The sequence below is a fragment of the Thalassobacterium sedimentorum genome, from assembly GCF_031127905.1.
Lineage (GTDB): Bacteria > Verrucomicrobiota > Verrucomicrobiia > Opitutales > Coraliomargaritaceae > Thalassobacterium > Thalassobacterium sedimentorum.
Genome location: NZ_JARXIC010000012.1, coordinates 36486 through 62794, shown reverse-complemented (window position 1 = coordinate 62794; position 26309 = coordinate 36486). Strand labels below are relative to the sequence as shown.

At 50.2% G+C, this 26309-nt stretch carries 22 protein-coding genes and 1 tRNA gene; 16 read left to right on the top strand and 7 right to left on the bottom strand.

Annotation, left to right across the window (positions count from 1 at the left end):
• Window positions 1–16 precede the first annotated feature (16 nt).
• The 13 genes from QEH59_RS08970 to hisF all read left to right on the top strand — a co-directional run bounded on the left by QEH59_RS08970 (window position 17) and on the right by hisF (window position 14761).
• Entirely contained in the window at window positions 17–1489 is a 1473-nt protein-coding gene (locus tag QEH59_RS08970) for a rhamnulokinase (protein WP_308985027.1), read from the top strand.
• 35 nt (window positions 1490–1524) lie between these two features.
• Window positions 1525–2298 (top strand): (Fe-S)-binding protein, encoded by a 774-nt coding sequence (locus QEH59_RS08965; protein ID WP_308985026.1) that lies wholly within the window; start codon window positions 1525–1527, stop codon window positions 2296–2298.
• A 3-nt stretch (window positions 2299–2301) separates the two neighbouring features.
• The gene (locus QEH59_RS08960; RefSeq protein ID WP_308985025.1) at window positions 2302–3693 is read left to right on the top strand and encodes a lactate utilization protein B; all 1392 of its coding nucleotides are present in this window, start codon (window positions 2302–2304) and stop codon (window positions 3691–3693) included.
• A 7-nt stretch (window positions 3694–3700) separates the two neighbouring features.
• Complete coding sequence (locus QEH59_RS08955; RefSeq protein WP_308985024.1) at window positions 3701–4309, top strand: LutC/YkgG family protein; 609 nt, start codon at window positions 3701–3703, stop codon at window positions 4307–4309.
• 109 nt (window positions 4310–4418) lie between these two features.
• On the top strand, window positions 4419–5516 hold the full coding sequence (locus QEH59_RS08950) for a PfkB family carbohydrate kinase (RefSeq protein ID WP_308985023.1): 1098 nt from the start codon (window positions 4419–4421) through the stop codon (window positions 5514–5516).
• 25 nt (window positions 5517–5541) lie between these two features.
• Window positions 5542–6714 (top strand): aldose 1-epimerase family protein, encoded by a 1173-nt coding sequence (locus tag QEH59_RS08945; protein ID WP_308985022.1) that lies wholly within the window; start codon window positions 5542–5544, stop codon window positions 6712–6714.
• A 169-nt stretch (window positions 6715–6883) separates the two neighbouring features.
• Window positions 6884–7645 (top strand): DeoR/GlpR family DNA-binding transcription regulator, encoded by a 762-nt coding sequence (locus QEH59_RS08940; RefSeq protein WP_308985021.1) that lies wholly within the window; start codon window positions 6884–6886, stop codon window positions 7643–7645.
• Window positions 7646–7647: 2 nt separating this feature from the next.
• Entirely contained in the window at window positions 7648–8694 is a 1047-nt protein-coding gene (locus QEH59_RS08935; RefSeq protein ID WP_308985020.1) for a hypothetical protein, read from the top strand.
• Between the two features lie 20 nt (window positions 8695–8714).
• Window positions 8715–10193 carry an aldehyde dehydrogenase family protein gene (locus tag QEH59_RS08930; protein WP_308985019.1) on the top strand — a complete coding sequence of 493 codons (1479 nt, stop codon included), beginning with the start codon at window positions 8715–8717 and terminating at the stop codon, window positions 10191–10193.
• Window positions 10194–10223: 30 nt separating this feature from the next.
• A complete protein-coding gene (locus QEH59_RS08925; protein ID WP_308985018.1) occupies window positions 10224–10796 on the top strand; it encodes a D-lyxose/D-mannose family sugar isomerase in 573 nt (190 codons plus the stop codon).
• The gene (locus QEH59_RS08920; protein WP_308985017.1) at window positions 10759–11916 is read left to right on the top strand and encodes a PfkB family carbohydrate kinase; all 1158 of its coding nucleotides are present in this window, start codon (window positions 10759–10761) and stop codon (window positions 11914–11916) included. The genes QEH59_RS08925 and QEH59_RS08920 overlap by 38 nt, the downstream gene beginning before the upstream one ends.
• A gap of 181 nt (window positions 11917–12097) precedes the next feature.
• Complete coding sequence (locus QEH59_RS08915) at window positions 12098–13873, top strand: hypothetical protein (protein WP_308985016.1); 1776 nt, start codon at window positions 12098–12100, stop codon at window positions 13871–13873.
• 123 nt (window positions 13874–13996) lie between these two features.
• Window positions 13997–14761 (top strand): imidazole glycerol phosphate synthase subunit HisF, encoded by a 765-nt coding sequence (gene hisF / locus QEH59_RS08910; protein WP_308985015.1) that lies wholly within the window; start codon window positions 13997–13999, stop codon window positions 14759–14761.
• Window positions 14762–14857: 96 nt separating this feature from the next.
• On the opposite strand, the gene QEH59_RS08905 is transcribed toward hisF, so the two are convergent.
• Complete coding sequence (locus QEH59_RS08905) at window positions 14858–17155, bottom strand: sodium:solute symporter family transporter (protein ID WP_308985014.1); 2298 nt, start codon at window positions 17153–17155, stop codon at window positions 14858–14860.
• Between the two features lie 382 nt (window positions 17156–17537).
• Here QEH59_RS08905 and QEH59_RS08900 point away from each other — a divergent pair.
• Window positions 17538–17627, top strand: a tRNA-Ser gene (locus QEH59_RS08900).
• Window positions 17628–17885: 258 nt separating this feature from the next.
• Entirely contained in the window at window positions 17886–18419 is a 534-nt protein-coding gene (locus QEH59_RS08895; RefSeq protein ID WP_308985013.1) for an acyloxyacyl hydrolase, read from the top strand.
• Here the strand turns inward: QEH59_RS08895 and QEH59_RS08890 are convergent.
• Window positions 18416–19435, bottom strand: a complete 1020-nt coding sequence (locus QEH59_RS08890) for a metal-dependent hydrolase (protein ID WP_308985012.1) — start codon at window positions 19433–19435, stop codon at window positions 18416–18418. The genes QEH59_RS08895 and QEH59_RS08890 overlap by 4 nt on opposite strands.
• Before the next feature lie 97 nt (window positions 19436–19532).
• Here QEH59_RS08890 and QEH59_RS08885 point away from each other — a divergent pair, with 97 nt between their 5' ends.
• Window positions 19533–20849, top strand: a complete 1317-nt coding sequence (locus QEH59_RS08885; RefSeq protein ID WP_308985011.1) for a 3-deoxy-D-manno-octulosonic acid transferase — start codon at window positions 19533–19535, stop codon at window positions 20847–20849.
• Between the two features lie 77 nt (window positions 20850–20926).
• Here the strand turns inward: QEH59_RS08885 and QEH59_RS08880 are convergent, their stop codons facing one another.
• From QEH59_RS08880 to infC, 5 genes are all read right to left on the bottom strand, one after another.
• Complete coding sequence (locus QEH59_RS08880) at window positions 20927–21871, bottom strand: hypothetical protein (protein ID WP_308985010.1); 945 nt, start codon at window positions 21869–21871, stop codon at window positions 20927–20929.
• A gap of 12 nt (window positions 21872–21883) precedes the next feature.
• A complete protein-coding gene (locus QEH59_RS08875) occupies window positions 21884–22774 on the bottom strand; it encodes a ParA family protein (protein ID WP_308985009.1) in 891 nt (296 codons plus the stop codon).
• A gap of 72 nt (window positions 22775–22846) precedes the next feature.
• Complete coding sequence (locus QEH59_RS08870; protein WP_308985008.1) at window positions 22847–24538, bottom strand: TIGR03790 family protein; 1692 nt, start codon at window positions 24536–24538, stop codon at window positions 22847–22849.
• Between the two features lie 3 nt (window positions 24539–24541).
• Window positions 24542–25564 carry an N-acetylmuramoyl-L-alanine amidase family protein gene (locus QEH59_RS08865; protein WP_308985007.1) on the bottom strand — a complete coding sequence of 341 codons (1023 nt, stop codon included), beginning with the start codon at window positions 25562–25564 and terminating at the stop codon, window positions 24542–24544.
• Between the two features lie 27 nt (window positions 25565–25591).
• Complete coding sequence (infC, locus tag QEH59_RS08860) at window positions 25592–26251, bottom strand: translation initiation factor IF-3 (protein ID WP_308985006.1); 660 nt, start codon at window positions 26249–26251, stop codon at window positions 25592–25594.
• Window positions 26252–26309 lie beyond the last annotated feature (58 nt).

Here is a 26309-nt window from a genome sequence, read left to right as displayed (position 1 = left end):
GATACATCACACTAACATGTCAGAGAAAAAAATCTATCTCGCCGTCGACCTCGGGGCCGGCAGCGGACGCGTCCTTGCTGGAGAATTTGACGGTCAACGCATCGAACTCCACGAGCTAAACCGTTTCGAAAATAAACCAATCGAGTTACCTGACGGCTGGCATTGGAACATTACAGACCTCTACCAAAATATACTTGATGGCCTGAAGGCAGCTGCAAAGAAATACCGCAATCGACCAATCAGTGTAGGCATTGACACTTGGGGCGTCGATTATGGCCTTCTGGACGCTGACGGCCGCCTGATCGGAACGCCTTACCAATATCGTGACAACCGCACCGACGGCATGATGGCGTCCGCCTTTGAGAAGGTATCGAAGAAAGAAATTTATGAAGCCACCGGCATCCAATTCATGTTTTTTAATTCCATCTTTCAATTACTCTCTGAGGTTGAAAAGCGGAATCCAGCCATCAACATCGCCGAAGACCTACTATTTATCCCTGACTTACTCGGCTACTGGCTGACCGGTCAAAAGACGCAAGAGCGTAGCATCGTCAGCACCACACAGCTATATAACCCAACCAAGAAAGACTGGGATTACTCACTAATCGAACGCCTCAACTTACCAAAGCAACTCTTCAAGAAAATCAGTGATGCAAGCGATAGTCTCGGGCAGTTACGCACCAGCGTGCAAGATTACACTGGTCTAAAAAAACTCAAAGTCGTTACCGTCGGTGGACATGATACTGCTAGCGCAGTTGCGGCGGTCCCCAGCCAAGCCAAGACACCCGCATTCCTCAGTAGTGGCACGTGGTCACTAATGGGGCTGGAATTGGCCGAGCCAATTATATCGGAACAGTCTTTCGCCGATGCCTTTACCAATGAAATCGGAGTCAACGGCACCGTGCGCTTCTTGAAGAACATCTGTGGCCTCTGGCTCATTCAGGAATCACGCCGCTATTGGCTCAACAACGGGCACGACTATGGTTATGCCGAAATGGCAGGCCTCGCTGAAAAAGTCACCCCCTTTCGCTCCCTAATCAATCCCGACGCCCCATGCTTCGCTGAAGCCGGCCGCATGCCAGAAAAGATTCAGGCATTTTGCCGCGAAACCAAACAGCAAGTGCCCGAAACACCGGGCGAAGTCATTCGCTGCATCTACGAAAGTCTCGCCCTGCGCTACGCCGAAATATGGAGCAAGCTCAGTCACTACGCCCACGAAACTCCCGATTGCCTACACATCGTAGGAGGCGGCTGCCAAGATAAGCTACTCAATCAATTCACCGCCTGTGCGATCGGTGCGACGGTCAAAGCCGGCCCAGTCGAAGCGACCGGATTAGGCAATATAATGGCACAAATGCTCGCAGACGGCACCATTAACACACTTAATGAAGGACGTACGATCGTCGACCAATCCTTCCCCACCCAAATCTATCAGCCAGAAGACAGTGCCGCCTGGGACGGCGCCAAAGAGAGATTTGCAGCACTTTAGTGCCCAATATCCACGTTTGAACATTATATAGAAATATGAGCATGCTCCACACCCCCTCCAATCGCCCCACGGGCAAGTCGATTCAATTGATGTCGACCTGCCTGTGCGATGCTTTTTACGCAGACGTCGCACAAGCCACTGTTGAAGTGCTCGAGTTCCTCGGATGCGACATCGAGCTCCCGGATGGCCAGACCTGCTGTGGGCAACCTGCATTCAATGCGGGGGATTGGGCTAGCTCTCGCAAGGTCGTTCGCCATACCGCAAAAGTCTTTGCCGGCGATAAACCGATCGTGATTCCATCGGGCTCTTGCGCCGCCATGATTTACCATGGGGCCCCGCTTGAATTCGAAAAAGAAGCCGATCTCCCCGATATTCAAGCGCTCGCCAATCGCACCTGGGAACTGCTCGACTTTATCGTGTTCGGCCTCGGCGTCACAGAATGGCCCGGCAAGTTTGACGCGAAGATTACAGTGCACCGAAGTTGTCACCTACGCGGCTCACGTAGCCCTGAGGCGATGGCCACGCTCTTGAACACCATCGAGGGTCTCACGGTAGAACCGATCGACGAAACCGAACAGTGCTGCGGTTTCGGCGGCACCTTCGCGGTCAGTTTTCCCAATATCTCCAACAGCATGGGCACGCTCAAAATTGAGAAACTCACCGCCTGCAAACCCGATATCGTCGCCGCAGCTGACATGGGCTGCATGATGCACTTCGGTGGTATGATGGAAAAACAAGGCTTCCCACAGAAGCGTATGCACGTCGCTCAAATCCTCCGCGACTCCTTAAAGAACGCCGGTAAAATCTAAGCCATGAAGACTCAGCAACAAATCGACCGCACCGCGCGCGACCTCGACTCCGAGGTCCACGACTCCAACTTCATGGGCGCAAAGCTCAAGTCTGAACGCCGCTATGCCACGCTCCAACGGGACTACGACGATCCGGATAAGCTGCGTGAGACTGCAGGCTTGGTCAAACAACACACACTCGAACATCTAGACACCTATCTAGAACAAGCCGAAGCCTCGTTCAAACGCAACGGAGCTCAGGTACACTTCGCAGTTGATGACGATGCCGTCAATGCCAAGGTACTCAGCATCATGAACGAGGCAGGCGCACACAGCATGGTAAAGTCCAAGAGCATGCTGACTGAAGAGACGCACATGCTGAAGTTTCTCGAGAAGAATGGCAAAGAAGTCATCGAAACCGACCTCGGCGAATTCATTCTACAAATCGACGACGACCACCCTTCTCACATTGTCACGCCCATCGTGCACAAGAACCGCCGCGGTATCGCCAAGAGCTTTGAGCGCGAAGGCCTCGGCGACTACAATGACGATCCGGAAACCATCACACGCCGCGCACGCAAGCACCTGCGTCAAAAATACATCGACGCTGATGTCGGCCTCACTGGCGGCAATTTCGTCTCCGCCGAAAGTGGACGCATTGTCTTGGTAACAAACGAAGGCAACGCACGCTTCTGTATGGCGGCCAACAAAATTCACATCGCAGTGATCGGCATTGAAAAGCTAGTGCCTACCGACCGTGACCTTGGCCTTTTCTTGAACCTGATCGGGCGCTCCGGCACCGGTCAACAGTTGACTGTTTATAATCAATTTATCAAAGGCCCCAAGCATCCCGGTCAACCTCATGGTCCTGAACAGATGCACGTCATCTTCGTCGACAATCGTCGCACCGAAGTATTGGCCAGCGACTGTCGGGAAATCTTGCGCTGCATTCGCTGCGGAGCCTGCCTGAATGTGTGCCCCATCTATCGTCAGTCAGGTGGACACGCCTACCGCAGCGTCTATCCAGGTCCTGTCGGCGCGGTGCTCAGCCCATTACTCGCTGGTAATCGCTTCCCTGAACTAGCCGACTTGCCCAAAGCCTCCAGTCTCTGCGGCGCGTGTAATGAAGTCTGCCCAGTCAACATTCCCATTCCCGATCTGTTACTGCGCCTGCGCGACAAAGCGAAGCGCGAAGGAGCCAAAGAAGCAATGAAGGGCACCCCTTCACTGGTGATGTGGGCGACACTCTGCTCGCAACCAACCATGTGGAAAACAGCACTGTCGATGGGGCATACCATGAACTATATTCCTACCGAATTAGTGCCCCACCCTTCCGCTAAATCCTGGCAAGGCGCTCGTAAACTGCCTAAATTCCAAGGCGGTGAATTCCGTAAATGGTTTAAAAATAGAAAGTAATTTCACCATGAGTTCTGATAGAGAAAAAATCTTTTCCGCCATACGTGCGGCACTCGATCCATTGCCCGAACGCACAGCCAAACCTGATTGGGACCCATCCCTGGTAATCTGTAATCCTTCCGGCGAGTTTGATAGTTTAACTGCACAGTTTGCCGACAAGCTTACGTTTGCCAGCAGCCGCTTTTTCGACCAAGTCGATGCCCTCATCGCATTCCTCGTCAAAGAAGGCAGCACTTACGGCTATTGCGATCCTGCACTCGCCGCTCTCTTCGAGGGCAGCGAAGCTATCGCATTCGACACCGAGTTCGACCATGCGAAGATCAATGATTATGCCTTTGGCATCACTAAAGGCAGTGCTGGCATCGCTGAAAGCGGTACCATCATGCTGAAGGACACGCAGACCTCCGCTCGCCTCGGCGCTCTAGCACCATGGATTCATATCGCCGTGCTCAAGGAAGCTGACATCGTTCCCAACATTCCCGCTGCCATCGAACGCTTTGGCGACGATCCGTCGATCATCTTTGCGACCGGCCCTTCCAAAACAGCCGACGTAGAAGGCATCCTGATCGAAGGTGTACACGGGCCCGGCATTCAAATTGCGCTCGTATTGCCCTGACTACCACAGGTTCGACTCATCCTCTGCTGACTACCACAGCCCAGTTACTAACCATCCCCCTTTTCTACCAATAGAAAACAAGTAACTAAACATCCAACAGGAGAGTACTATGAACAGTGATATACAGAAATACGCCGAATATCTTAACAACCTCAGCGGAAACGTGTTGCTCGGATGCGACGGTTTCGTCGACGAAACCTACGAGATCGTCGAAGAGCGCAAAAGTCTGACCGAATTTACTGCAATTGAACATTTAAAACAATTCGGCGAACTGCTGGTCGATCGTGCCGACGGAGGCGTGGGCGTCGAACTCGTCCCTAAACGCCGCTGCGAAGGCGGATTCGGGATCAATTCAGGGCGTATCGCTGCGATATTAGGTCTCAAACCTCGCCTGCCCGGCCTGTATGGCAAAGCCAATATCGATCCGGCATTTGCAGAATTTGAAGCCATCTGTGAACTGCACTCACTCGGAGACCCCGCATTGACAATTGCCATCGAGTTTGGCGATGGAAAATTACTGATGACCAACCTCGAAGCGGTCTCCAGTCTCACTTGGGCAGACTTTGAACAGCACTTCAGCCAAGAACAGCTCAAAGAATTATTCTCCGACGTAGATCTTTTAGGCCTCGGCTACTGGTCCCTCACCGCCGACTTTGACGGATTCTTCCAAGGATTCATGAAGCAGTATGAAACACTCACGCCACCGCGGCGCATGTTTTTTGACTTCGCTGATATCAAGAAAAAATCCAGTGAGTCCTTCGTTAAGTCACTCAAACTGATCGAGTCCTATAACAGCAAGATCCCCATGACCTTTAGCCTCAACGAGCACGAGGTATTGGAACTGTGCTCAAGAATCGGTATCGAACGCCCGGAACTCAACCCCGCAACAATCGGAGCCAGCTTAAAAATCGCACGCGAAAAGATCGGCTTCGACGAACTGGTCGTACATACCCCCGAATTCGCAGCAGCCTCCAGCGCCGCAGATGGCGAAGCCTATGCCATACAGGAGCGTCAAACAAATGTGATTCGCTCCGCTGGTGCTGGCGACAGCTTCAACGGTGGCTACATGTGTGCGTCCTTGGGAGATCTCCCAATCAAAGAGCGTCTAGTCATGGCCAACGCAGCCACTGCCTTCTTTGTCACCCACGCCACAGGCCCGACCAAAGAAGAGCTGATCGCTCAAATCGAAAAAGCCTCAGATAAATAGGAAGCACCCAACATAGGAAACGATTATGAAAACACTTTATAAACTGCCCCTCTTGGACCCTCAATCTAGCGAAGGATTCAAAGCCGTTCAACTTAAAGGCGAAAGTCGCACAAAATGGTCTGTAAATAGCTATACCTTACGCGGCGGCCTACAAGAGGGCGTCCAAGTCGTCGAAATCAACAATGGCAAGCTCTCCTTCGCCGTTCTGCCCACTCGCGGCATGGGCATCTGGAAAGGACAATCGGGCGACGTTGAACTCGGCTGGAATTCACCCGTCAAAGATCCCGTCAACCCCGCCTTTATTAACCTGCAGGATCGCGGCGGCCTCGGTTGGCTCAAAGGCTTCAATGAATGGTTCGTACGTTGTGGCCTCAATAGCATGGGGGCCCCGGGCATGGACACCGTACTCGACTACAGTGGCAACGAGTTTGAAGTGCCACTCACACTACATGGCAACATCGCCAACGTGCCCGCCCGCGCGGTCAGTATCGAAGTCACTGACGAGGCGATCATCCTTCGTGGTGAAGTTGACGAATCCATGATGTTTGGTCCCGCCCTGCGCCTCAATACCGAGATCCGCACCGAGTTTGGCTCCGGAGCAATGCGTATCACCGACACGGTTACGAACCTCGGTAATAACCCTCAGGAGCACCAAATGCTCTACCACATTAACTACGGAGCTCCACTACTAGAGAAAGATGCACGCCTGGTCGCGCCATTCAAACAAGTCGCTCCTCGCGATCCACGCTCGACCGAGGGTATCACTAGCTTCGATACATACGCCGCTCCTGAGATCGGTTTTGTCGAACAAGCATATCTCTACGAACTGGCAGGCAAGGACGATGCTCAAAATACCATCACCATGCTACGCAACGCCACAGGTGATCAAGCATCGCTCCTGCGTTTCTCGCTGAAAGACTTTCCTTGCTTCACGCTATGGAAAAATACAGCAGGCGAAGCGGATGGCTATGTGACAGGCCTGGAACCAGCGACTAATTACCCGAACTCCCGCCGATTTGAAAGAGAGCAAGGCCGCGTTCTCAGCTTAGCCGGAGGCGAGTCGCGCACCACAAATATCACAATCGAAGCCTTGGATACTAAGGAAGCAGTCACAGCTGTTGAAACGGAAATCCAAACTCTTCAGAAAACTGCGCAAGGGACCGTACATCCACAACCACTTAGCAGCTTTTCCGGATAATCAATCCGCTTATTTTGGATGCTGAGAGCTCACGGGGAAAGCGGGCTCTTGTATCAGCTCTCAGAGCTCACAAGCGAAGGCGAGTACTCGCCTTCGCTTGTGCATGTACTTCCCACAACAAAAACGCTCGACAGCATGACCGATTCAGTCAAAAACGTTCATCCTAAAAATGAACAACCCACGACATCAGCGTATACTATCTCTACTTTCCGCAGAGGTTGAATGCAAATCGGCGACCTTAATGCACGAACTCGGGGTCTCGGAGGCAACACTACGCCGCGACCTATCGGAACTTGTCGAACGCGGCAAGGTGGTGCGCACCCATGGCGGCGCACTCCTTCGCCCCGAAGCATTACATGAGGCATCCTTCATCGAAAAAACACTGTCAGCGCCGGAAGGAAAGCGAGCCATCGCAGCCTGCGCACTTGATCTGATTTCCAGTAATACTTCAGTATATATCGATTCAGGCACTACCTGCTTGGAACTGGCTCGGCGACTACTGCGCCGAAACGATTGCCATATTTTTACTAACTCGATCCCAATCGTGGTCGAAGCCTGCAACTACAATGCGAACGTCACAGTGATTGGGGGCTCACTACGTGCCGTCTCACGCGCTCTGATTGGTTCGACCCCATTAAACTGGCTGGAAAACCTGCACTTTGATTACTCAATCATCGGAGCCAGCGCCATCGACACATATCGTGGGGCTTTCACAACAGAGACACACGAAGCCTCCATCAAACAACAGGCCATGCGCGCCAGCGAGAACGCAATCCTACTCTGCGACCATTCAAAATGGGAAAAGCGGGCCCCGGTGCGCTTCGCACAATGGTCCGACTTCGACCATTGCATCATCGATGAGGATCTCGAGGCCGCGACGGCTCGCACCCTCGGCAAACAACTGCACCTACACCTCGCTCAAAAACTTTAATTATGAGACTTAAAACGCTAGATCAAAAATTGGCCCGCATTTCAAAGGGCACCGACACTCGAAACGACTTCATCATCGCAGATGCGAAAGATGCCGACATGGCCTTTGGTATCATGGCTCCCGGTCCTAACCGTGCTGGAGAATGCCCACATGGCTACAACCAGGCAGAGGGCTGCTACAAAACTCTCGCTCAATACCACGAGCAAATACGCGCAGTGGTCAAACAACAGCTAGTGGATATCGTTTTACTCTCTGCATCCAATCTAGAACGCCTGGGCATGGAGGAAGGTTTGTTTAAAAACTCTCCCATCACCCCCGCGGCCCGTGCCAATGACACTACCGATGTGTGGGCCGTCCGCGGAGGCAACTACGCCTCACAGCCATCGAGACATTTCCGAACCGCGACCTTGGATCATATCAAGTACGGAAAAACCGAGAGTAATTTCAACAAGCCCTATACCGGTGCAGATCTCGGGCTCTATTCCATCACATTCACCAATAGTCTCGACCAAGACTATGCGGCACTCGAAGCCTTTCAGGACTTTCGTTTGGAAGCCGAAAAAAAGAAATTTCGTTACTTCTTGGAAGTATTCAATCCCAACGTGAATCCCGGGTTCGACCCAAAGCAAGTCGGCGGCTTTCTAAACGACTGTATCATTCGCTGCCTCGCGGGTGTCACTAAGGTTGGACGTCCGGTTTTTCTAAAAATCCCTTACAACGGCCCCGGTCCATTGGAAGAACTCGTATCCTACGACAGCAACCTGGTCGTAGGTATTCTAGGGGGCAGTTCGGGGACCACACTCGATGCCTTCCAACTGATTCATGATGCTCAAAAATACGGCGCCAAAGTCGCTCTATTTGGTCGCAAGATTAACCTATCTGAACACCCACTGATCTTCATCGAATTCCTACGCAGAATCACTGATGGCGAAATCCAGCCTCAGGAAGCTGTGAAGGCCTACCACGATGCACTGGCTAAAGCCAATATACGTCCGCTGCGCAACTTGCAAGACGACCTAATCTTAACGGAAAACAAACTAACCTACTAGTCACTTCTACCCATAATATAATGCCCAAAATCCTACCCAACTCCCACGCTACCGCCTTCCTTCAACAAAGCCAAATCCCCTCCTTCATTGATGGTGACTGGTCGACCTCCCAAGCAAGTCTCGCAGTCATCGACCCCGCAACGGGCGCATCAGTGGCCTCAGTGGCAGCAGCCGACCAAGCGGTTGTCGATCAGGCGATGCAAGCAGCGCATCGTGCTTTTCCTGAATGGTCTGGCATGCCCGTCGCCGCACGTGCGGCCTGCCTGCATCGTCTTGCCGATAAGATTCGCGAGAACCTTGAAACATTAGCTCAACTCGAGTCCATCGATGTCGGCAAACCCATCGAAAATTCGCGCGGTTTCGACATCCCATTCGGCGCCGATTGCTTTGATTATTTTGCGCAGCTAAGTGAACGCGCAAGCTATACCACTCCATTAGAGCTCACTGACATCGACGCACGTGTAGAACGCAAACCCTACGGTCCCTGCGGCTTCATCTTTCCCTGGAATTTTCCATTCACCCTCTTTTGCTGGGGCACAGCTCCCGCACTCGCAGCCGGTAATACGGTCGTAGTCAAAGCCTCCGAGGTCACCCCACTCGCCACCCTATATCTAGGTAAGCTCATCAAAGAAGCTGGCATTCCTGATGGCGTGATCAACATCTTCACAGGCGAAGGATCTGTCTGCGGACAACCTCTGGCTGAGCACTCCTTGTTGAAACACATGTCTTTCACCGGATCACCACAGATCGGAAAACTCATTGGCAAAATTTGTGGCGAGCGTCTGGTCCCTTGCAAATTGGAACTCGGCGGCAAAGGCGCCGCACTCATCACACACGATGCGGATCTAGCCGCCGCAGCTGAAGGACTCGCAGCTGCCATCACACTGAATACCGGCCAGGTTTGCTGCACCGCCACCCGCTGGTTTGTACACGCCTCAGTTCAGGATCAATTCACCGAACTAGTCAGCGCTGCCTTGCAAAAAACAAACATCGGCTCCTCCTTGGACGAAGCCACACAAATGGGCCCACTCGTCTCCAAGACACAATTGGACCGTGTCACCAACTACTATCAAAAAGGACTCGCCGAAGGGGCCACAGCGGTCTTGGAACTCGAAGTAAATAGCGATGCCAGCACAAATAGTGGCTACTTTCTAAAGCCCCACTTACTCACAGGCGACGAAGACAATATCTGCTATAAAGAAGAAATTTTCGGTCCCACGGCCTACATCGTGCCCTTCGACAATGAAGCCGATGCAGTGGAACGTATCAATCGCCTCAGTTACGGCCTCGCCAACAGTGTCTGGTCCACGGACTTAGAGCGTGCCAATCAACTCGCTGGCAAACTCGTAGCTGGCAACAGCTGGATCAATGCTCACAATGTCTTCGCATACGGCCTCCCCTACGGAGGTGTTAACCTGAGTGGCCTCGGTGGTGGCGTCAACTCTCCGGAAACCTTCTATGGCTACCTGCGCAATCAAACAATCGCACGCCCGCTATAATGCGTCGCGAAATAAACCTGAAGCCACTCAATGAAACGCTCCGAGATTAACAACATTTACCGCGAAGCTAAAAACTGCTTCCTCAGCCATGGTTGGGCACTCCCTCCTCAGCCAGCTTGGGATATTACTGACTTCGGCTTGAACGATTTTGCGAATTTCGGACTGGTACTGATAAACTTAGCCGAGGAAATTGAATACTGTGAAAAGCTGATGTATGCCCGAACGGGGCAGACCACTCCGCTGCACACGCATAAACAAAAGAAGGAAGACATTATCTGCCGTCACGGTCGTTTCGCCCTCGAGCTTTGGAACGGACATCCTGCCACTGCAACAGCTGGCGAAGCTTTTGAAATTCAAATTAATAACACAATTCGCACGGTAGCAAATGGAGTCGAACTAGAGCTCTCCGCCGGCGAGCGTATCACACTGACACCAGGCATCTATCACGCCTTTTGGCCAACAACAAAAGACTGCATCATCGGCGAAGTCTCCACCGCCAACGACGACGCCAACGATAACTTCTTCGTCGATCCCAATATTGGACGCTTCCCCGAAGTCGAAGAAGATGAAGCCCCCATTATCCAACTACTTAGCGATCAATAAAATGCACACACTCGCTCAACTTGCCGAAATCTTACGCACACATACAACAAAGATAACTCACCAAAAAGTCGTCACTGGATTTGACGGTTTCGTGGATGAGATGATTCAAGCAGTCCACCAACGAAAGAACCTGCAACAATTCCAAAGAGTTGAAACCATCGATCAGTTTGGTGACTTGATTAAAGCAGCCGCAGGACACAGTAGCTTGCGCGAAATCGTCGTGACTCAAACCGATCCGGGCGGCTGTGCCATCAACATGGGCGATGGACTCGCCACACTGGGCGTGCAGGTCGACACCTTCGCCACCGTTGGTGAGCCAGTACATGCCGCCTTCAAAGAATACGCGGACAAAGCCAAATTACACAGTTGGGGACGCGAGCCAGGCCGCACCCTAGCCTTCGAGTTTCAAGATGGAAAACTGATGTTCTCCTCAGTCAGTCCACTGGCAGAATTCACTCCAACAGACATTGCACAGCGCACGACTGACGGCCATTTCCTAGCCACCTGCAACGCAGCCTCACTGATCGCAATCACAGACTGGACCCTCTTCCCGCACATGACCGCCTGCTGGCAAGCACTACAAGACACCGTTTTTTCCAAGCTGCATCAGCGGCCGAAATTCTTTTTCGATCTAGTGGACCCAGCCAGTCGCAGCCCTGAAGACATTACAGCCATGCTCAAAATGCTGGCCAACTTTTGTCATTGTGGCCACGTCACCTTAGGGCTCAACCAGAACGAGGCCAACCTGCTATCCCAAGCAACCGGAGGACATGCACTTGCTCGCCCTGAAATTCAAGGTGCGCAAGCCCAGGCACAAGCCCTCTTAAAAGCCCTAGGCCTTGACGAAATCGTCATCCATGCGGTCGACTACGCAGTCAGCGCCTCGGCCCAAGAGAGCGCATGCACCAAAGGCCCCTATTGCTCAAAGCCAGTCAAATTAACCGGAGCTGGCGATCGCTTCAATGCAGGCTACGCGCTGGGCTTGATCCTCAACCTCAATGCCGAACAAAAACTTCAACTCGCCGTCGCCACATCAGGCATCTACGTGCGTCAAGGCAAGAGCGCGACATTGCCACAACTGATCGATTTCTTAGGATCATGGTCAAAAGAGGCTATTTAAATTCAGTTCCCCTAGCTCAACCAAAACGATCGTCTATTCTCCATTTTTCGGATAATTTAGAAACACTTCGCGCAGAATCTGCAATTTCTCCATTTCAGAATGCCTGAAAGCTATTGACAAGCACCCACAGCGCAAGCTTCATGACCTTTTTACTGCGCTCATAAGACGCGCTTTTTCGATAATGGAAAATTTTGCAGATCAATGCCTCGACATGGCCCAATCCATTTTGGGACATAATTTAGAATCAATCACCGAACAGGGCACAATCACCCCTGTAGCCGGCGAGAATAGCCGTTTGGACGAGCCCGGCCACGCCGCGCTTGCCATAGGTGAATATTACCGTGCGACCAACGAGACTTCACTCGGTGACTTTGATTTGATCGACCTTGCAGCACGCACTGTAACCGCACAGGCCTTTGCTCCGGAAGAAATGGAAAACGGCCTCGCATACGCGGCACTAGGCCTGCTCTCATTTAGCCCCGCGAAGGATCGTAACGCAGTATGGGAACGCCTCATGGATCCTACCCGTGAGCAACTCGACAAGCTACTGCTCGAACGCAGTGACTATGAGAACCACTACCAAGCCTTCAATATCGCGAAAGCAGTAACACGCTTCAGCTTGGGGCTCTCAAAGAAAGACGAAACAGGCCGCCTCATCGACCGCTTCCTTGAGCGTATCGACAGCAAATCCTCTACTGGATATATCGATGATGCAGCGGGCGACGACACTCGCTTGGGCGGTGCATTCGACATTTATGGCGTCATGAGCTTCGTCTTTATCCGCCAATCACTTCAGTTACACGCGAACTTGCACCTGCGTGAGCGTAAGCTTCCAAGTCTCCGCTCTTACTCCGAGAAATATCTCAAGCTGATCCCAGACTTAGCTCGTCAGGACGGTGTCGGCTGGGCATATGGTCGCTCACTGGGCGCCTACGGCCAAATGCATTGTATTAGCCTCACGCTACAAGCGCTACGCGACGGTTGGATACCTGCCAATCAGCGCGATCTTTATGTAGATGCCGTACGCCGTCTCTTCATGAATTTCTTCGTCACCTACCTGGACCAGGAACACGGCTATCTAGTAATCCGTGACGAAGAGCGTAACACCGTACCATATCACACCACACGCATGGCCAATTTCGACGCAGCTCGGTATCTATGCCAGTGGTCGCGTCTGGCACGTTCCGCAGGCGGCAACGCAGCCCCTGTAGCTCCGGTTCCTGCTCGCAAAGTGGCGCGTTATGTCAGCTTCGACAAATCACACCGCAAGGAACAAGGCCTCTTTGTCTATCAAGACCCCGACTCTGGTCTAGCCGTGCAACTACCACTCATCGGCTCCAGCAAACTCGGTAAAGGCACTTCCGATTACCTAGCCTTCCCTCACTCTCCAGGCGTATTCGACTGGCCGGTCGACATGTATCTACCGATCATGCAGCCTGAACTCACTTTCGGCGATAAAGTGATTGTACCTTCCTTCTACGGGAAGAACTGCACCACTAGTATGGGTCTGCGCAATGCGCTTAATTTCAAATACGACCAACCAGAACTCATCACCAAGGATGAAGAAATCGTCAACGGTCTCGGCAGTTGCAAAGTGGTATGGTCCTTCCTGAAAGGTAAAATCAGCTGTGAATTCTGTTTCACGGTAAAGCAACAGGTCACACTTGATAAGATGCGCTACATTCTCGGCATCGCAGCGCCTCATAGCCGCTACCGCGTAGCGACTGCATTTACACTCGGCGATGAAGGCCATCGTACGGAAGTCATTAAAGATGATTTTCAAGCCGAATGGAAAGAACTCGACGTCGTTTCCGATGATCCAAAGTTCCGCACCTACTACGGCAACCTACATTACCTGCAAATTCTACAGCGCGATCGTCCACTCGTCATGCGTCCAGGCACACAGTATCGCCTCGCGCTCTCCTTCGAGCCAGACCTGGCATTCGCTGACGAATAGGCCGAAAATTAGAGATTTATAATTAAAAGTGACTCCTGCGAAGCTCGCCTCAAAGTGCGAATAACTCGTGTTTTTTGCACTTTAGATTCCACACTCTCAATCCATAATTCTTAATTCAAAAAAGTGTTATCGATACGTATCATACCTTGCCTCGACGTCCATGACGGACGTGTGGTCAAGGGGGTCAATTTTGTCAATTTAATTGACGCTGGTGATCCGGTGGAACAAGCCAAAGCTTACGAACAACAGGGGGCAGACGAACTCGTCTTTCTAGATATCACTGCCTCTAGTGACGAGCGCAATACCATGATTGATGTCGTGGAACGCACTGCATCTGAGTGTTTTATGCCACTCACTGTCGGCGGCGGCCTACGCACGGTGGAGGACATTCGCGCGATGCTCAACGCAGGTGCAGACAAAGTCAGCCTCAACACCGCGGCCATACTAAACCCTGACCTGATCAAAGAATCCGCAGCACGTTTTGGTAATCAGTGCATCGTTGTCGCCATCGACGCCAAGCGTGTAACTGGAGAGAAAGAAAAGTGGAAAGTCTACACTCACGGAGGTCGTAAACCTACTGATCTCGACGCCGTAGAATGGGCCCAAACAGTAGTCTCACTCGGAGCCGGTGAAATCCTGCTAACCAGCATGGATTCTGATGGCACCAAAGCTGGCTTTGACAACGCACTCAACCGCGCCGTGAGTGAAGCCGTCGCGGTGCCAGTCATCGCTTCAGGTGGGGCTGGCAGCCTCGACCACTTAGCCGATGCGATCACTGAAGGAAAGACGAGTGCAGTCCTTGCTGCTTCCATTTTCCACTTTGGCACCTTTACGATCAAACAAGCAAAAGAGCACCTACAGGCCAAGGGCCTCCCAGTACGTCTCTAATATACCTGGCAAGCATCTGGACTTGCTAGACTACTGACAGGAACGGCCAATTCGTCCGTTCCTATCTGAGTTCAAGTCTCGCATGCGGCAATCGGATTACTCCTCTTCTGACTTATGCTTTCGAGCTTCAAAAGCAGCCTTATCAGCCAACGAAACATGCCCTTCGACCATACCATTGTCCAATGGATCATCGATGCGACTAGCAAGATCTCTAAATAGCTTACGCAAATCAATAACCCCTCCGATCAAGAACCAAAAGGTAGAAACAACACCTAAAATACCTGTCACAATCAAACTAGTCAGAAAGAAATACTGACTCCAATCTTCATCCGACCAAGGCGAGAACATATTCCAAATCAAAACACCCAAGAAACAAAGACCAAATTTATAGACAATTGCATATCCAAATACCGACCAAGTTATGATTTTATCTCCACGAGTGTATTCAGGAGTAATACCAATCAGCTTCTGGAAGGCATTATGTAAGCTCCACTTGAATGGTTCCTTATATTCGTTCGCGACATCATACTCTCCGCGGTGCAACAGACGATCCAAATTGTATGGCTTCCTTTGAGTGATCAAAGATCCCAAAACATAGGCAACAATACCACTAACCATCGCCATAAAATACATCTCATACGAATTAATCGGAAACTTCACTGCACTCATTTCCCAAGCCACGTATGGATTAAACGGACTCGACACGGTCTCGAGAAAATGGCCAACCGAATGACTCCAGCCATTAATATCCAACCAAGGGTAAACGACCTCGGCCCAATTGCGCTGTAAAAATAGGCCAACCAAGGAAAATCCTGAACCGAAAATAATCGCGCCGAAGGCACCCGTCGTGGTTCCAAAGCGACTATACAGCCCGAAAATCATGATCGGCCCCGCCCCACCTAACCATAAGGCAGTCATCATTGTCGTGAACATGATGATATAATCGATCTGCACAAAGAAGATCGAAACCACGAAAAAGAAAATACAAACCCCCAGCGAACAAAGCCGAAATAATAATAAATGCTGCTTTGGTGTTAACGGCTTCTTAATAAAAGGAATGATAATATCCTGTACAATCGTTGACGATGCATTAAACACACGTGAGTCGTCAGTGGAAATCAGCAGCATAATCATCAATAGCAGAAATAAGCCCATCAAACCGGTAGGCAGTAGATTTTTTAGCGCCACTGGCAGCATCATTTGATGATACAAGGTGCGGAACTTCTGAAATTGCTGATTCCCTTCCGGTGTACCGGTCAAAGAGTCGTGAGCTGCATTAATAAAAGGCGTATCCGTGTTGTTCTCCTGAGAAAGTGGTGCATCCACACCGATCTCACGGCGCTGCACTGGAACTTGGGCCAAATTATACTCTAACTCCGATCGAGCTTCAAGATCTGGCACAGACTCTACTGCAACCTTCCCCGTCAATTCGGTACGGATTTCATGCGCTTGATCAGCAAATTTCCCGTGAGCCATCAAGGCAATCACCATCACAGCGATCAACAACATCATTAGCCCGGCAAACAAAGAGCGCCAAGTCCCCAAAATACCCGCCATCTTCTGCTCATGCGGCGTGCGCCCGCTGGTCGATGTATCGTTACCAATCCAACTGGCCCGATTCAAAATACTCCCCATAATGGTCACGAAAAGTGCAAAAATATTAAAATCACGCAGCTTCTCGATATCAAATGGATTAATAAAACTCTGCCCGTCAACACGATCAATCATCACGGGCCCAATCGTATCATGCCACCCGAAGTGCAGATAAATATAGCCAGCGATCACAACAAAAATAGGATAGCTCATCAGCCCTTGAAAGGCATCGGAAATCAGCAATGAAATACGCCCTCCAGGCCATATAATAAGCATACACAGAGCAAGTGACGAAGTGACCACCAAGGTAAATGTCGGTAGTGCCACCCCCATCACCATAACCTCGTGCGGCAATCCTAGAAAATAGATAAAGAAATTAGCCGCCACAGCTGGGCCAATCGCATTGGTCACCATTTCCGCCAAAGTTCGGATAGTGGCCGCCACAATACGTAGTGGTCGATTGTAGCGCATTTCCAGAAACTGACCGATCGATAACGAACGTGTCTCACGAAAACGATACACACAGAAACCAGTCAGGCCCATGATAATGCCCACAGGCACCGTCAAGTATTCCCAAAAGGTTAAGGCATACCCAACTTGATACTTGGACTCCACTAGCCCTACCAGAGTGATCACGCTCAAACCTGCGGTCAAGTCCCCCGCACAGATCACATAACGTCCAGCGACACGGCCTGCTGCGAGATAGTCCACCACCCCTCGAACGTATTTTTTCGAGTAAACAGCAATGCTAATAATAAAAACGACAGGAACAATGGCGATGAGCCAATCAACTAAGTGCATAACAATTAACATATTCCGCCCTATAAACAGCCGCGTACGCAGGTACCGAGCCGACTCTCCGAGTCGACAACGCTGATATATAGAAAACAGAAGAATTCATAGGGATAAAATACAGCAAATGAATTTGCTGTGCTCGTAAAAAAGCTAAAGGGACTGGAAATCCACAGAACAATCTCCGATTGATCAACTCTAATATTCACTGAACAATCATAGTAGCTAAGATGATAGTAATCAATTGCCGAGCTCACACATGCAAGTGCAGAATAGCATTGTAATAAAACGATATTACCATCGGCAAAACACAGAGAAATGCACATTAAAAAAATTAATTGATTTATAGATTGACCTATTAGCTGAGGGGATTTTGCTCCACTGCTCCCAAGGAGAGGTGACAGAGTGGCCGATTGTGCATCCCTGGAAAGGATGTGTGCTGGAAACGGCACCGAGGGTTCGAATCCCTCCCTCTCCGCCATTGGGCGCAGCCCAACAAAATACACGCACAGCGTGGAGGGATGAGAACGAAGTTCGGCGAATCGGAGATTGGACATCCGACACGTCCGCCGTAGCTCATAGAGCGAGGGAGGAAGAATAATCGCGCAGCGATGTCGAAGGCTCCATGTAACTAACTACGGGTATTGTCGTATTGTCAGCACTAACTTCGTTCCTAGGTTGACCTCCCGTGAATCATAAACCAATTCTTAGTGTAGTTAAACCAAACGACTACACTACCATGAAAACCACCACACTCCTATTAACAGCCTGTTGCGCAATTACCACCTCACATCTAGCAGCGCAAAATTCAGACACACTCTTCTCCGAAATCGGATTGCGGTTCGGACAGGATGCAGAAAGCCAAGTTGACTTACAAAGCTACGAGCTTTACTCGACAATCGATACCGAATGGACTTGGGATCTTAGCCAGAATCTGCGCTTGGAATTTGATATAGAAACAGCAATTGGCGGGCTTTCCGGCGAAGGCGAGAATGCCTTTTACGCCCGTGTCGCTCCTGTTGGTCAATTACACTTTGGTAATTCCCCCATCAGCTTGGAATTTAGCTCGGGGCCTTCTTACTACTCCGAAGACCGCTTTGATCAATATGATATCGGAGGCAATTTCCACTTCACCAGCAGTATTGGTTTTAACTGGGAATTTGATGAAGCATGGAAGGTGGGCTACCGTTTCCAACACACCTCCAATGCCAATTTGGACTCACCGAATCCGGGGCTAGACATGCACACTGTCAGTATTGCCTACATTTTTTAATCCAGCGGAGCAACGGCCTGCCCTTGAATCATTAGCCAAAGCCGTTTGAAAGCTCGCTGCGAAGGGTCACGAAAATGCTCAAATGAGACGTGTGCATCTGGCTTGGAAGGGTCGAGTCGAATTCCCCATAGCGGCATAATTGAATCAGGATACATCGCATAGCGCAAGTCGCCCACAACATCAGGTTCATTGGGGGCTCGATACAGATACCCCTGGGAAAAAAAACGAAAGCGCACAACATCGTCGGCTAGGACGGTGCTGGATGGAATCATCGCTGCAGCCGAATTTTCGCTAAAGACCTCTACTGAACGGCCATGAAAAAATTGTGGCTCCGACAAAGGCATGACTCGAACTGCATCCACATAATAGCGACCTTCAAAGCGATAAACAATCCGCCAGAGTACAATATTAGCGAACGAGGGACGCACCGTCAGCTCCTCTGGCCGATGCCCACGCGAGTCTGCGAGTGCCTGCGCGAAGCCCACTGCTTGGCTGCGCTGATAAATGCCCAGACTTAAGTAAAGAAGGCAAAGCCCGACCGCGACTTGAGCGAAATAAGGCCGCCGAAAAGCAAAGGCAATGATAGTGAGTAACACTAAGGGAATCGTAAAAATCGGATCGACAATCGAAATGATATCCCACGACTCGCGATGTGTGCTGATGGGCCAATATAGCAGGGTACCATAACTGGTACAGGCATCGATCAACCCATGGGTAGCGGCGCCCACGACGGCAAAGAGTGCCAAGCGGTGGTATGGCCAATGCTTCCAAAAGAATAGAGCTTTAAACAGCGCGGCGACGATCAAGCCGATCACAGGAGCAAGCCACAAGGCATGAGTAAAATGACGATGATACTCTAGACTCAATAGTGGATCTAAGTCCGAGCGGATCAACACATCCAGATCTGGCGCAGCCCCCGCGATCGCGCCCAGCAGGAGCGCGTGTCGCGTCTCCGGCTTTCGGCACACCCAAGCTGCTGCTGCCGCTCCCATACTTGCCTGTGTCAATGGATCCATCGCGCTTAATCTGCCGATAGCCACTTTTTCTGCAAGTCGAAGCTGTCGTTCTTTTATCCTTTCAATGAACTACGAAGAATAGTCATATCATATCAATATGATATGGTTCTACCGCCTACTTTACTTACCGGGGCTCTTGATTGCGCTGCCCTACTACATCCTACGGATGTGGCGACGCGGTGGCTACGCCAAGAGCTTCCAACATCGCTTTGGACGCTTTTATCGCTTGGCCCCCGTTGAGACAGGCAAGCAACGGATCTGGTTACAAGCCGTCAGCGTGGGTGAAGTCTTAGCAATAGGCCCCTTACTCAAGGCCTTACAACAGGAACCAAATATTGAAATTGTATTAACCACCACCACCAGTACGGGCTATGCAGAAGCACGTAAACGCTACGCTGACCTCGTACTGCGCGTAGGCATCTTCCCCCTGGATTTCTGGCTGTTCAATCGCACCGCATGGGAACGCATTCAACCCACAGGCGTGATTTTAACTGAAAGCGAACTATGGCCAGAGCATTTACATCAAGCGCAAAAGCGTAAAGTCCCCGCCTATTTAGTCAACGCACGCATCTCTGACACCAGTTTTCGTCGCTATCAGAAGGTACCGTTGCTAGCTCACCGTATGTTAAGAAAATTCAACGCAAGCTATGCCGCCAGCGAATTAGACCGCTCGCGGCTGCTCCAGTTGGGCTCTCCCCAAGAACGCCTCCTAAGCTTTGGAAGTATCAAGTTTGACGTCGCGATCGGCGAACGTTTTTCCGAAATAGAACGCTCAAAATTACAACAAGACTTAGGTTTTGGAAACTCCGAAAAAACACCATTCGTGCTATTGGGCTCTTCAACGTGGCCTGGCGAAGAAGCTATTCTGCTAGAGGCACAGCGCGTTGCAATTGCTAATGGAATTGATTGCCGACTGCTCCTAGTACCTCGTCATGCAGAACGAGCAACTGAAATTATAGCGATATTAAAAGCCCAAAACTTTTCATGGTATCAACGCTCGACTGGCCACTCTCCCCCATCTAATTTACGTATTCATCTAGCAGATACCACTGGTGAGCTCACACGCCTGTCTCAAGCTGCTGATTTGGCATTCATCGGTAAAAGCCTCGCATCGAATGAAGGAGGGCAAACTCCGATTGAAGCCGCAGGGCTAGGCGTGCCGATACTCATGGGCCCCAATATGAATAACTTTAAAGACATCGCTCAATCGCTGGTACGTGCAGGTGCCGCACAACGCATCGCACATGCTCAAGAACTCATTGAACGCATACTTCAACTCGCCCAGGACGAGCATTCGCGCTTGGACATGCAGGAAGCAGCTCTTAAGTGGCACCAAAATAATCGCGGCAGTAGTCAGCGCATTAGTCAGCACCTACTAACAGACTTAAAAGGAGAATTCAGCCTCCGAACCTAGAACACTACGGTCGCATAAATACGACAGCAAGCAATAGACAATGCCAACGAGACCATGCCGGGGCAGATCAACTCCGATCAACGACCAAACAGCTTACCGAGGAAACCGGTTTTCTTGCTATCATTGATACCGATCTGCAATTTAGCGAGCTGCAATGCCATTCGTTCACGGCGCGGATCATTAATCATAATAAAGTAGCGCTCCGGCGAGCCGCCCGTACTGAAGGTTTGTTTTAAATCCGAAGCCTCAGCCGTAAACCATTCACTCACTTTGGCGACTTGCTCCACTGCTGCTTTTATTGCGGCCTCGATATTCAAATCGCTCGCTTTAGAGAGAACAGTCTTTTCTTCATCGGTTAAACTAGTTTCGGCTTGTTGTAGCAAATGTAACTGAGCTGCCTCTGGAAGATCTCTGGCAATCAAGCCAATGGCTTCTGCCAAATGTAAGCCACGAATACTCCGACGATAAGGTAGGTGTTTCGCAATGCCCACTTCGTCCTTATGAGCCAGTCCATTCAAAAAAGTCTTTAGATCTCCCCCCACGACGACATTACGAGCTATCTTTTGACCGAAGTGAATAATCTCTATCAAAGTTGTGATATCTTCATTCTTAAGTAATTCCCGTGTGCCTGCTGCAAAATGAACAAATTCACTCGGATAACTGGGAGGGATCTCCAGTTTAGCTAAAATACGCTCAAAGGTATCATCTTCTTCGCTTTCGGACTCCACGGTATCGACCATGTCAGAAAAAGGATCATCAAAAGCTAGAGTCTCTCGCAAAATATCCATCAAAATTCGAATACGCCGTGGCTTACCAATCAACCCTGGAACAGACTTCAATTCTTCGAAATCATATTCGATATATTTCGAAGCAGTTTCACCTGCGCCCTTGAACGGCCATGACACGCCAACATTTTGCCCAAGCTTGGCGATTTCAGTGTCATTCAAGATAGAATTAAAAAATCGCTTACGGATGTGGTTCCACTCTTCAGCAGAATATTTTTCTAAGGGTGCTTCACTCATGATTAAATACAGTTAAATCGATGTGGTAGGTATATTAAGTAGTTCTTGTGTGACGACTGTATAATCATCACGCACGGATTCCTCCTGTTTCACATTCCCAACCAAAGCAACCGGCAAGCCTAAGGTCACAGCCCGCCGCACCACGATGGCATCCCGCACGTTCGCATTGAAAATACGACAATCTCGAGCAACTCGCCCTTGATTCTTGAACTGATTGATTCGAAACTGCATACGCATTTTTGGAACATCGATATCCACATTGCTTTTGATCGAATTAAATATCACTCCTCGAACTTGAGCCTGAGGCTGCATCCCCGCCACACGGAAGCTAGCGCATAGATGATGGAACTCCTGTAGTTTTCCGACCAACAAGGTAAAGCCTATAAGACTCAACGCATCCGGGTTCGACGGAACATAGATTTCACTACTACAGAATACACCGCACTGGGCAGCATATAGTACATTAGGCGGGCAATCAAAAAGGATAAAATCGTAATCATCTTCCACTTCCGCAAGCTGCTCTTGAAAAATCGCAAAGGCAGGACGCCCATCCGAAGATTCATAATCGTGCTCTAAATCAACTAAAGTAAAAGTCGTCGGCACGATATCCAGCCCTGGTAATAAGGCCTCTCCCTCCTTACCGCGTATGACATCCTTCTCAATACAATCCCGTAAACGGCATACACCAGGCTCAAAAATAGAATAAAGATGTCCAGAATCTGCCGTATTCAAGGGATTCCAACGCTCTAGCCGCATCAACCATATACTGGAATTGGACTGTGCATCGAGATCCACCAACAACACTCGTTTACCTGCCTGCGCAAGCGAAGCGGCGATATTGACAACCAAGGAAGTCTTACCGACTCCCCCCTTATAATTGATAAAGCTTATTTTACGCGGCATTTCATTTATGATCAGAAACTTAACTAGCTATATAGACAACCTACATCTGATTAAAAAAAAGTTAAAAGCGACCTACTTCTTTTTTGCTGGATTGGGGGTTGGAGGTGCTTTCAAGTTTCTGGCTTCCAATTGCCATCGAGAAGCGATTACGGGCTCACCTTGCGCCGCCGCGATCGGAGCCCCACCTTCATACAGTGAAACTTTCAACCACTTATCCAAATCTCTTTCTTCCAAAATATTCTGGTACAAAGTAAATGCCAATTCGCTTTCGCCGCGCTTATGTAGGAAATCGGCAATTTTTTGAACCAGCACAAACTCATCCGCAGCAAATTTAGAGATGTAGCGGATAATCTTAAGCGCCTCCACCGCTTCACGATCCTTGTCGGCTTGTGCATACAATTGAGCAAGCCGATAGGCCAATGCAAGCGATGGTTGCGTCACAAACTTAGCACGCGCAAAAGTAATTGCAGCCTCAAGGCCATCGACTGACAACAAGCGATTAATCTCACGAATACTCGCATAAGCCGCAAAGCTGGCATTCTCTGAATGGGTCAATTGATCTTCTAAACTCACTTTAAAGGGGCGGTAAAGTGGATCGCCAATCGCCACACACTGCCAGCTCAATGCAGGCAAACTCTGCGCGACTGCGTCACCAAAATTTCCTCCAGCCAAGAGATGAGCCAGCAATATTTGCGGACGATGCGTATATTCGAGATATGGCTCATAAACGTTCCCAACCGTAGCACAGTATCCTTGAGCGATAAAGGCGCCAAGCCAGGTCTGGGTCGTACGCAGAGAAGTCCCTGAAAAACTATGTAGATGAAAACCGATCGCCCCTGGAGGCACAGACCAGCGCGGCGCCCGCCACTGTGCATGCGCATGACGGCGATACCACCCCATATAAATCGCGGGCGCATCCAGCCGATCACGATGGTCCATCACACGTTTAGTACCTTCAAAATCAGTATCAAAATATGCGGCTTCAAGCATTTCACCCGCGGCACGAATCCATGTATCACCTTTCTGGTGCGGACCGCCGGTGTCGATGTAAGCGCGCCCCATCAGTCCAATCTTCTCAACCTCTAATGTTCGGTCGATCAGCTTGGTCACATCCGAGCGCGTCGGCCCATCCAAACGACTAATACGTAGGATACGATTGGCATCCGTTCTAGAAACTGTCTGCTTTTCAAAATAAGGATTGGGAATGAGCGCAGTCATCGACGTGCTAGGCGGTGCCAGTAATAAGGCAAGTTCTCCATCAACCGAAGCATTATTCACTCGAAACTGCTCAGGGAAATTCTCTGAATTCGCCTCCAACAGGCTCGGATCATTCGCAATTCGAAGCGGCAGACCGCGCATTAATACCACATAAGGAATTTGATGAATAGAAACCGAAAGTCGCTCTCGTCCAAAATCATCTAAAGCACTGTCTTTCACCCCTTTCACCCATTCTTTGTCCAATAGTATATTTAATAGTGGATTCGCAATTGTTTCCACATATTGAGCGACTGTGATCGTCTCTGAAGTCGGCGCACTCAACTGAACAATGCGGGATTCTGGAATACCTCGTTGACGCGCATAATACTGTCCCAGCTCAAGCGAATCGGGATCACTACGATTCACCACGATAATCATTTCTGCCGCCAGCGCTTCGTTCGACTGTGCACTCAATTTAGAAGAAATGAGCCCCAGTAAAAGGACACACAGTAATGCCGCCCCAGAAAAAGTGGGCACTCGTTGGAAATAAGTTTTCAAAGTAAGCATAATCTAAGGAATACGTTGCAGGCGTTGACCATAGCGGATGATGCCATCGTAGAGGCTTTGAGCAAGTGTTGTACGAAAAACTGTCGTACGCAATTTATTGGCACTCCCAGAATGAGAAACAAAACCGAGTTCGACCAAAACACCAGGGCAATCCAGGTGCTTTAAAACTAAAAAACGAGCACGCTTCAATCCCCGATCCGGACCACCCACGCCTTGCACTAGCGCACGTTGTAGATGGTAACCGAAGAGTGTATTCCAAGCATCCTGCTGGTTGCCAGCGTAGCTAACATGATCCCCACGCCCCGGTTGGGTATACTTGGACGAAGCCTGGTACTGTGGTGTGAGCACAAATGTCTCAACCCCCTCCGCTGTCGACGAAGCTGCCGCATTAAAATGAATGCTGATAAATAGGTCACCATTAGCGCGATTCGCAATCTGCGGGCGTCGCTCAAGCGGAATATACACATCGCTGTCGCGTGTCATGATCACTTCATAACCAGCTCGCAGCAGCAAAGACTGGAGCCGACGCGCCACATCAAGTGTCAGATCTTTCTCGTACAGTCGATAGGCATCATTCTTCGCTCCGACATCCCTGCCACCATGACCAGCATCGATAACAATACGCCGTAAACGCGGCTTAGCAGAAAACGCTTGCGGCGTAAGAATGGGCTGCAAAACATGCATATAATCCGCATTTGACAAATATAGCCGACCGTTGGATACGAGTGTTGGAAAACCTAAATAGATCGGCAAACGATTTAGATAAAGAATGCGCTTGCCCCGCCCCACATCGATATTCGTCCACTGACTACGCAAGCGAAAGGTTTGTTGCCCCTTTAGCCAATAGGCTTTCATACCGAGCTGTCCACCTGCAGTGGCTAAATCAATATAGCTGCGCCCATCATGCTGAATCTCGAGTCGCTGCGCAACAACCTGCGAAGTCACGACCAGCAGCAAGACATAGTAAATAAACTTAAAATGAGAAAAGTAACGGATCCATATTCCCTCAAGGGCATCGACCCGCATACTTCAAACCCTTAAAAGCCCAAGCCCCTAGGACTCAGCCACATCCTCATCCTCGTGCTCGAACTCGTCCTCATCGTGATCCTCACTTTCGTCAAGTTCGTGATCAGCAGCGTTGAATTTCAACACACGCTTCGCTTCGGGTAATGGCGAAAGAATCTGCGTCACTTGGCGTCCGACTAAGCGTGGCTCTGAATCAGCAGTAGCCACCCCTTGTAGTTCATGCGCAGCTAATTTCACGCGCTCGAAGCCGAGTTCACGGTGCTCATTTTCACGCCCACGAAACTGAAGGGTCAATTTGACCTTATTACCATGATCGAGGAAACTTTCAGCACGGCGCAGTTTAGTCACAAAGTCGTGCTCACCAATCCCAACACGGAATTTAACCTCTTTCAGCTTAGTGCTAGCCTGTTTCGTGTCTTTCTGTTTCTTACTTTCCTCATAGAGGAACTTACCAAAATCGAGAATACGACAAACTGGAGGGCGTGCCGATGGCGATACCTCGATTAAGTCGAGTCCCACCTTTTTGGCTAGCTCAAGCGCCTTTCGCGGCGCCATGACACCAAGGTTGGTGCCCTCAGGCCCAATCACGCGGACTTCAGCTGCGCGAATGCGATCGTTTCTTCTGAGCCCTTTAGGGCCACGGTTACGGTTTTGATATTTGCCGCGAGAGTTCGGGTATTTTGGCATGAATTGATTCTGAATATTAACTTCTTGAAAGTGAGTGCTGCGTGAGAGTGCCCAGAGC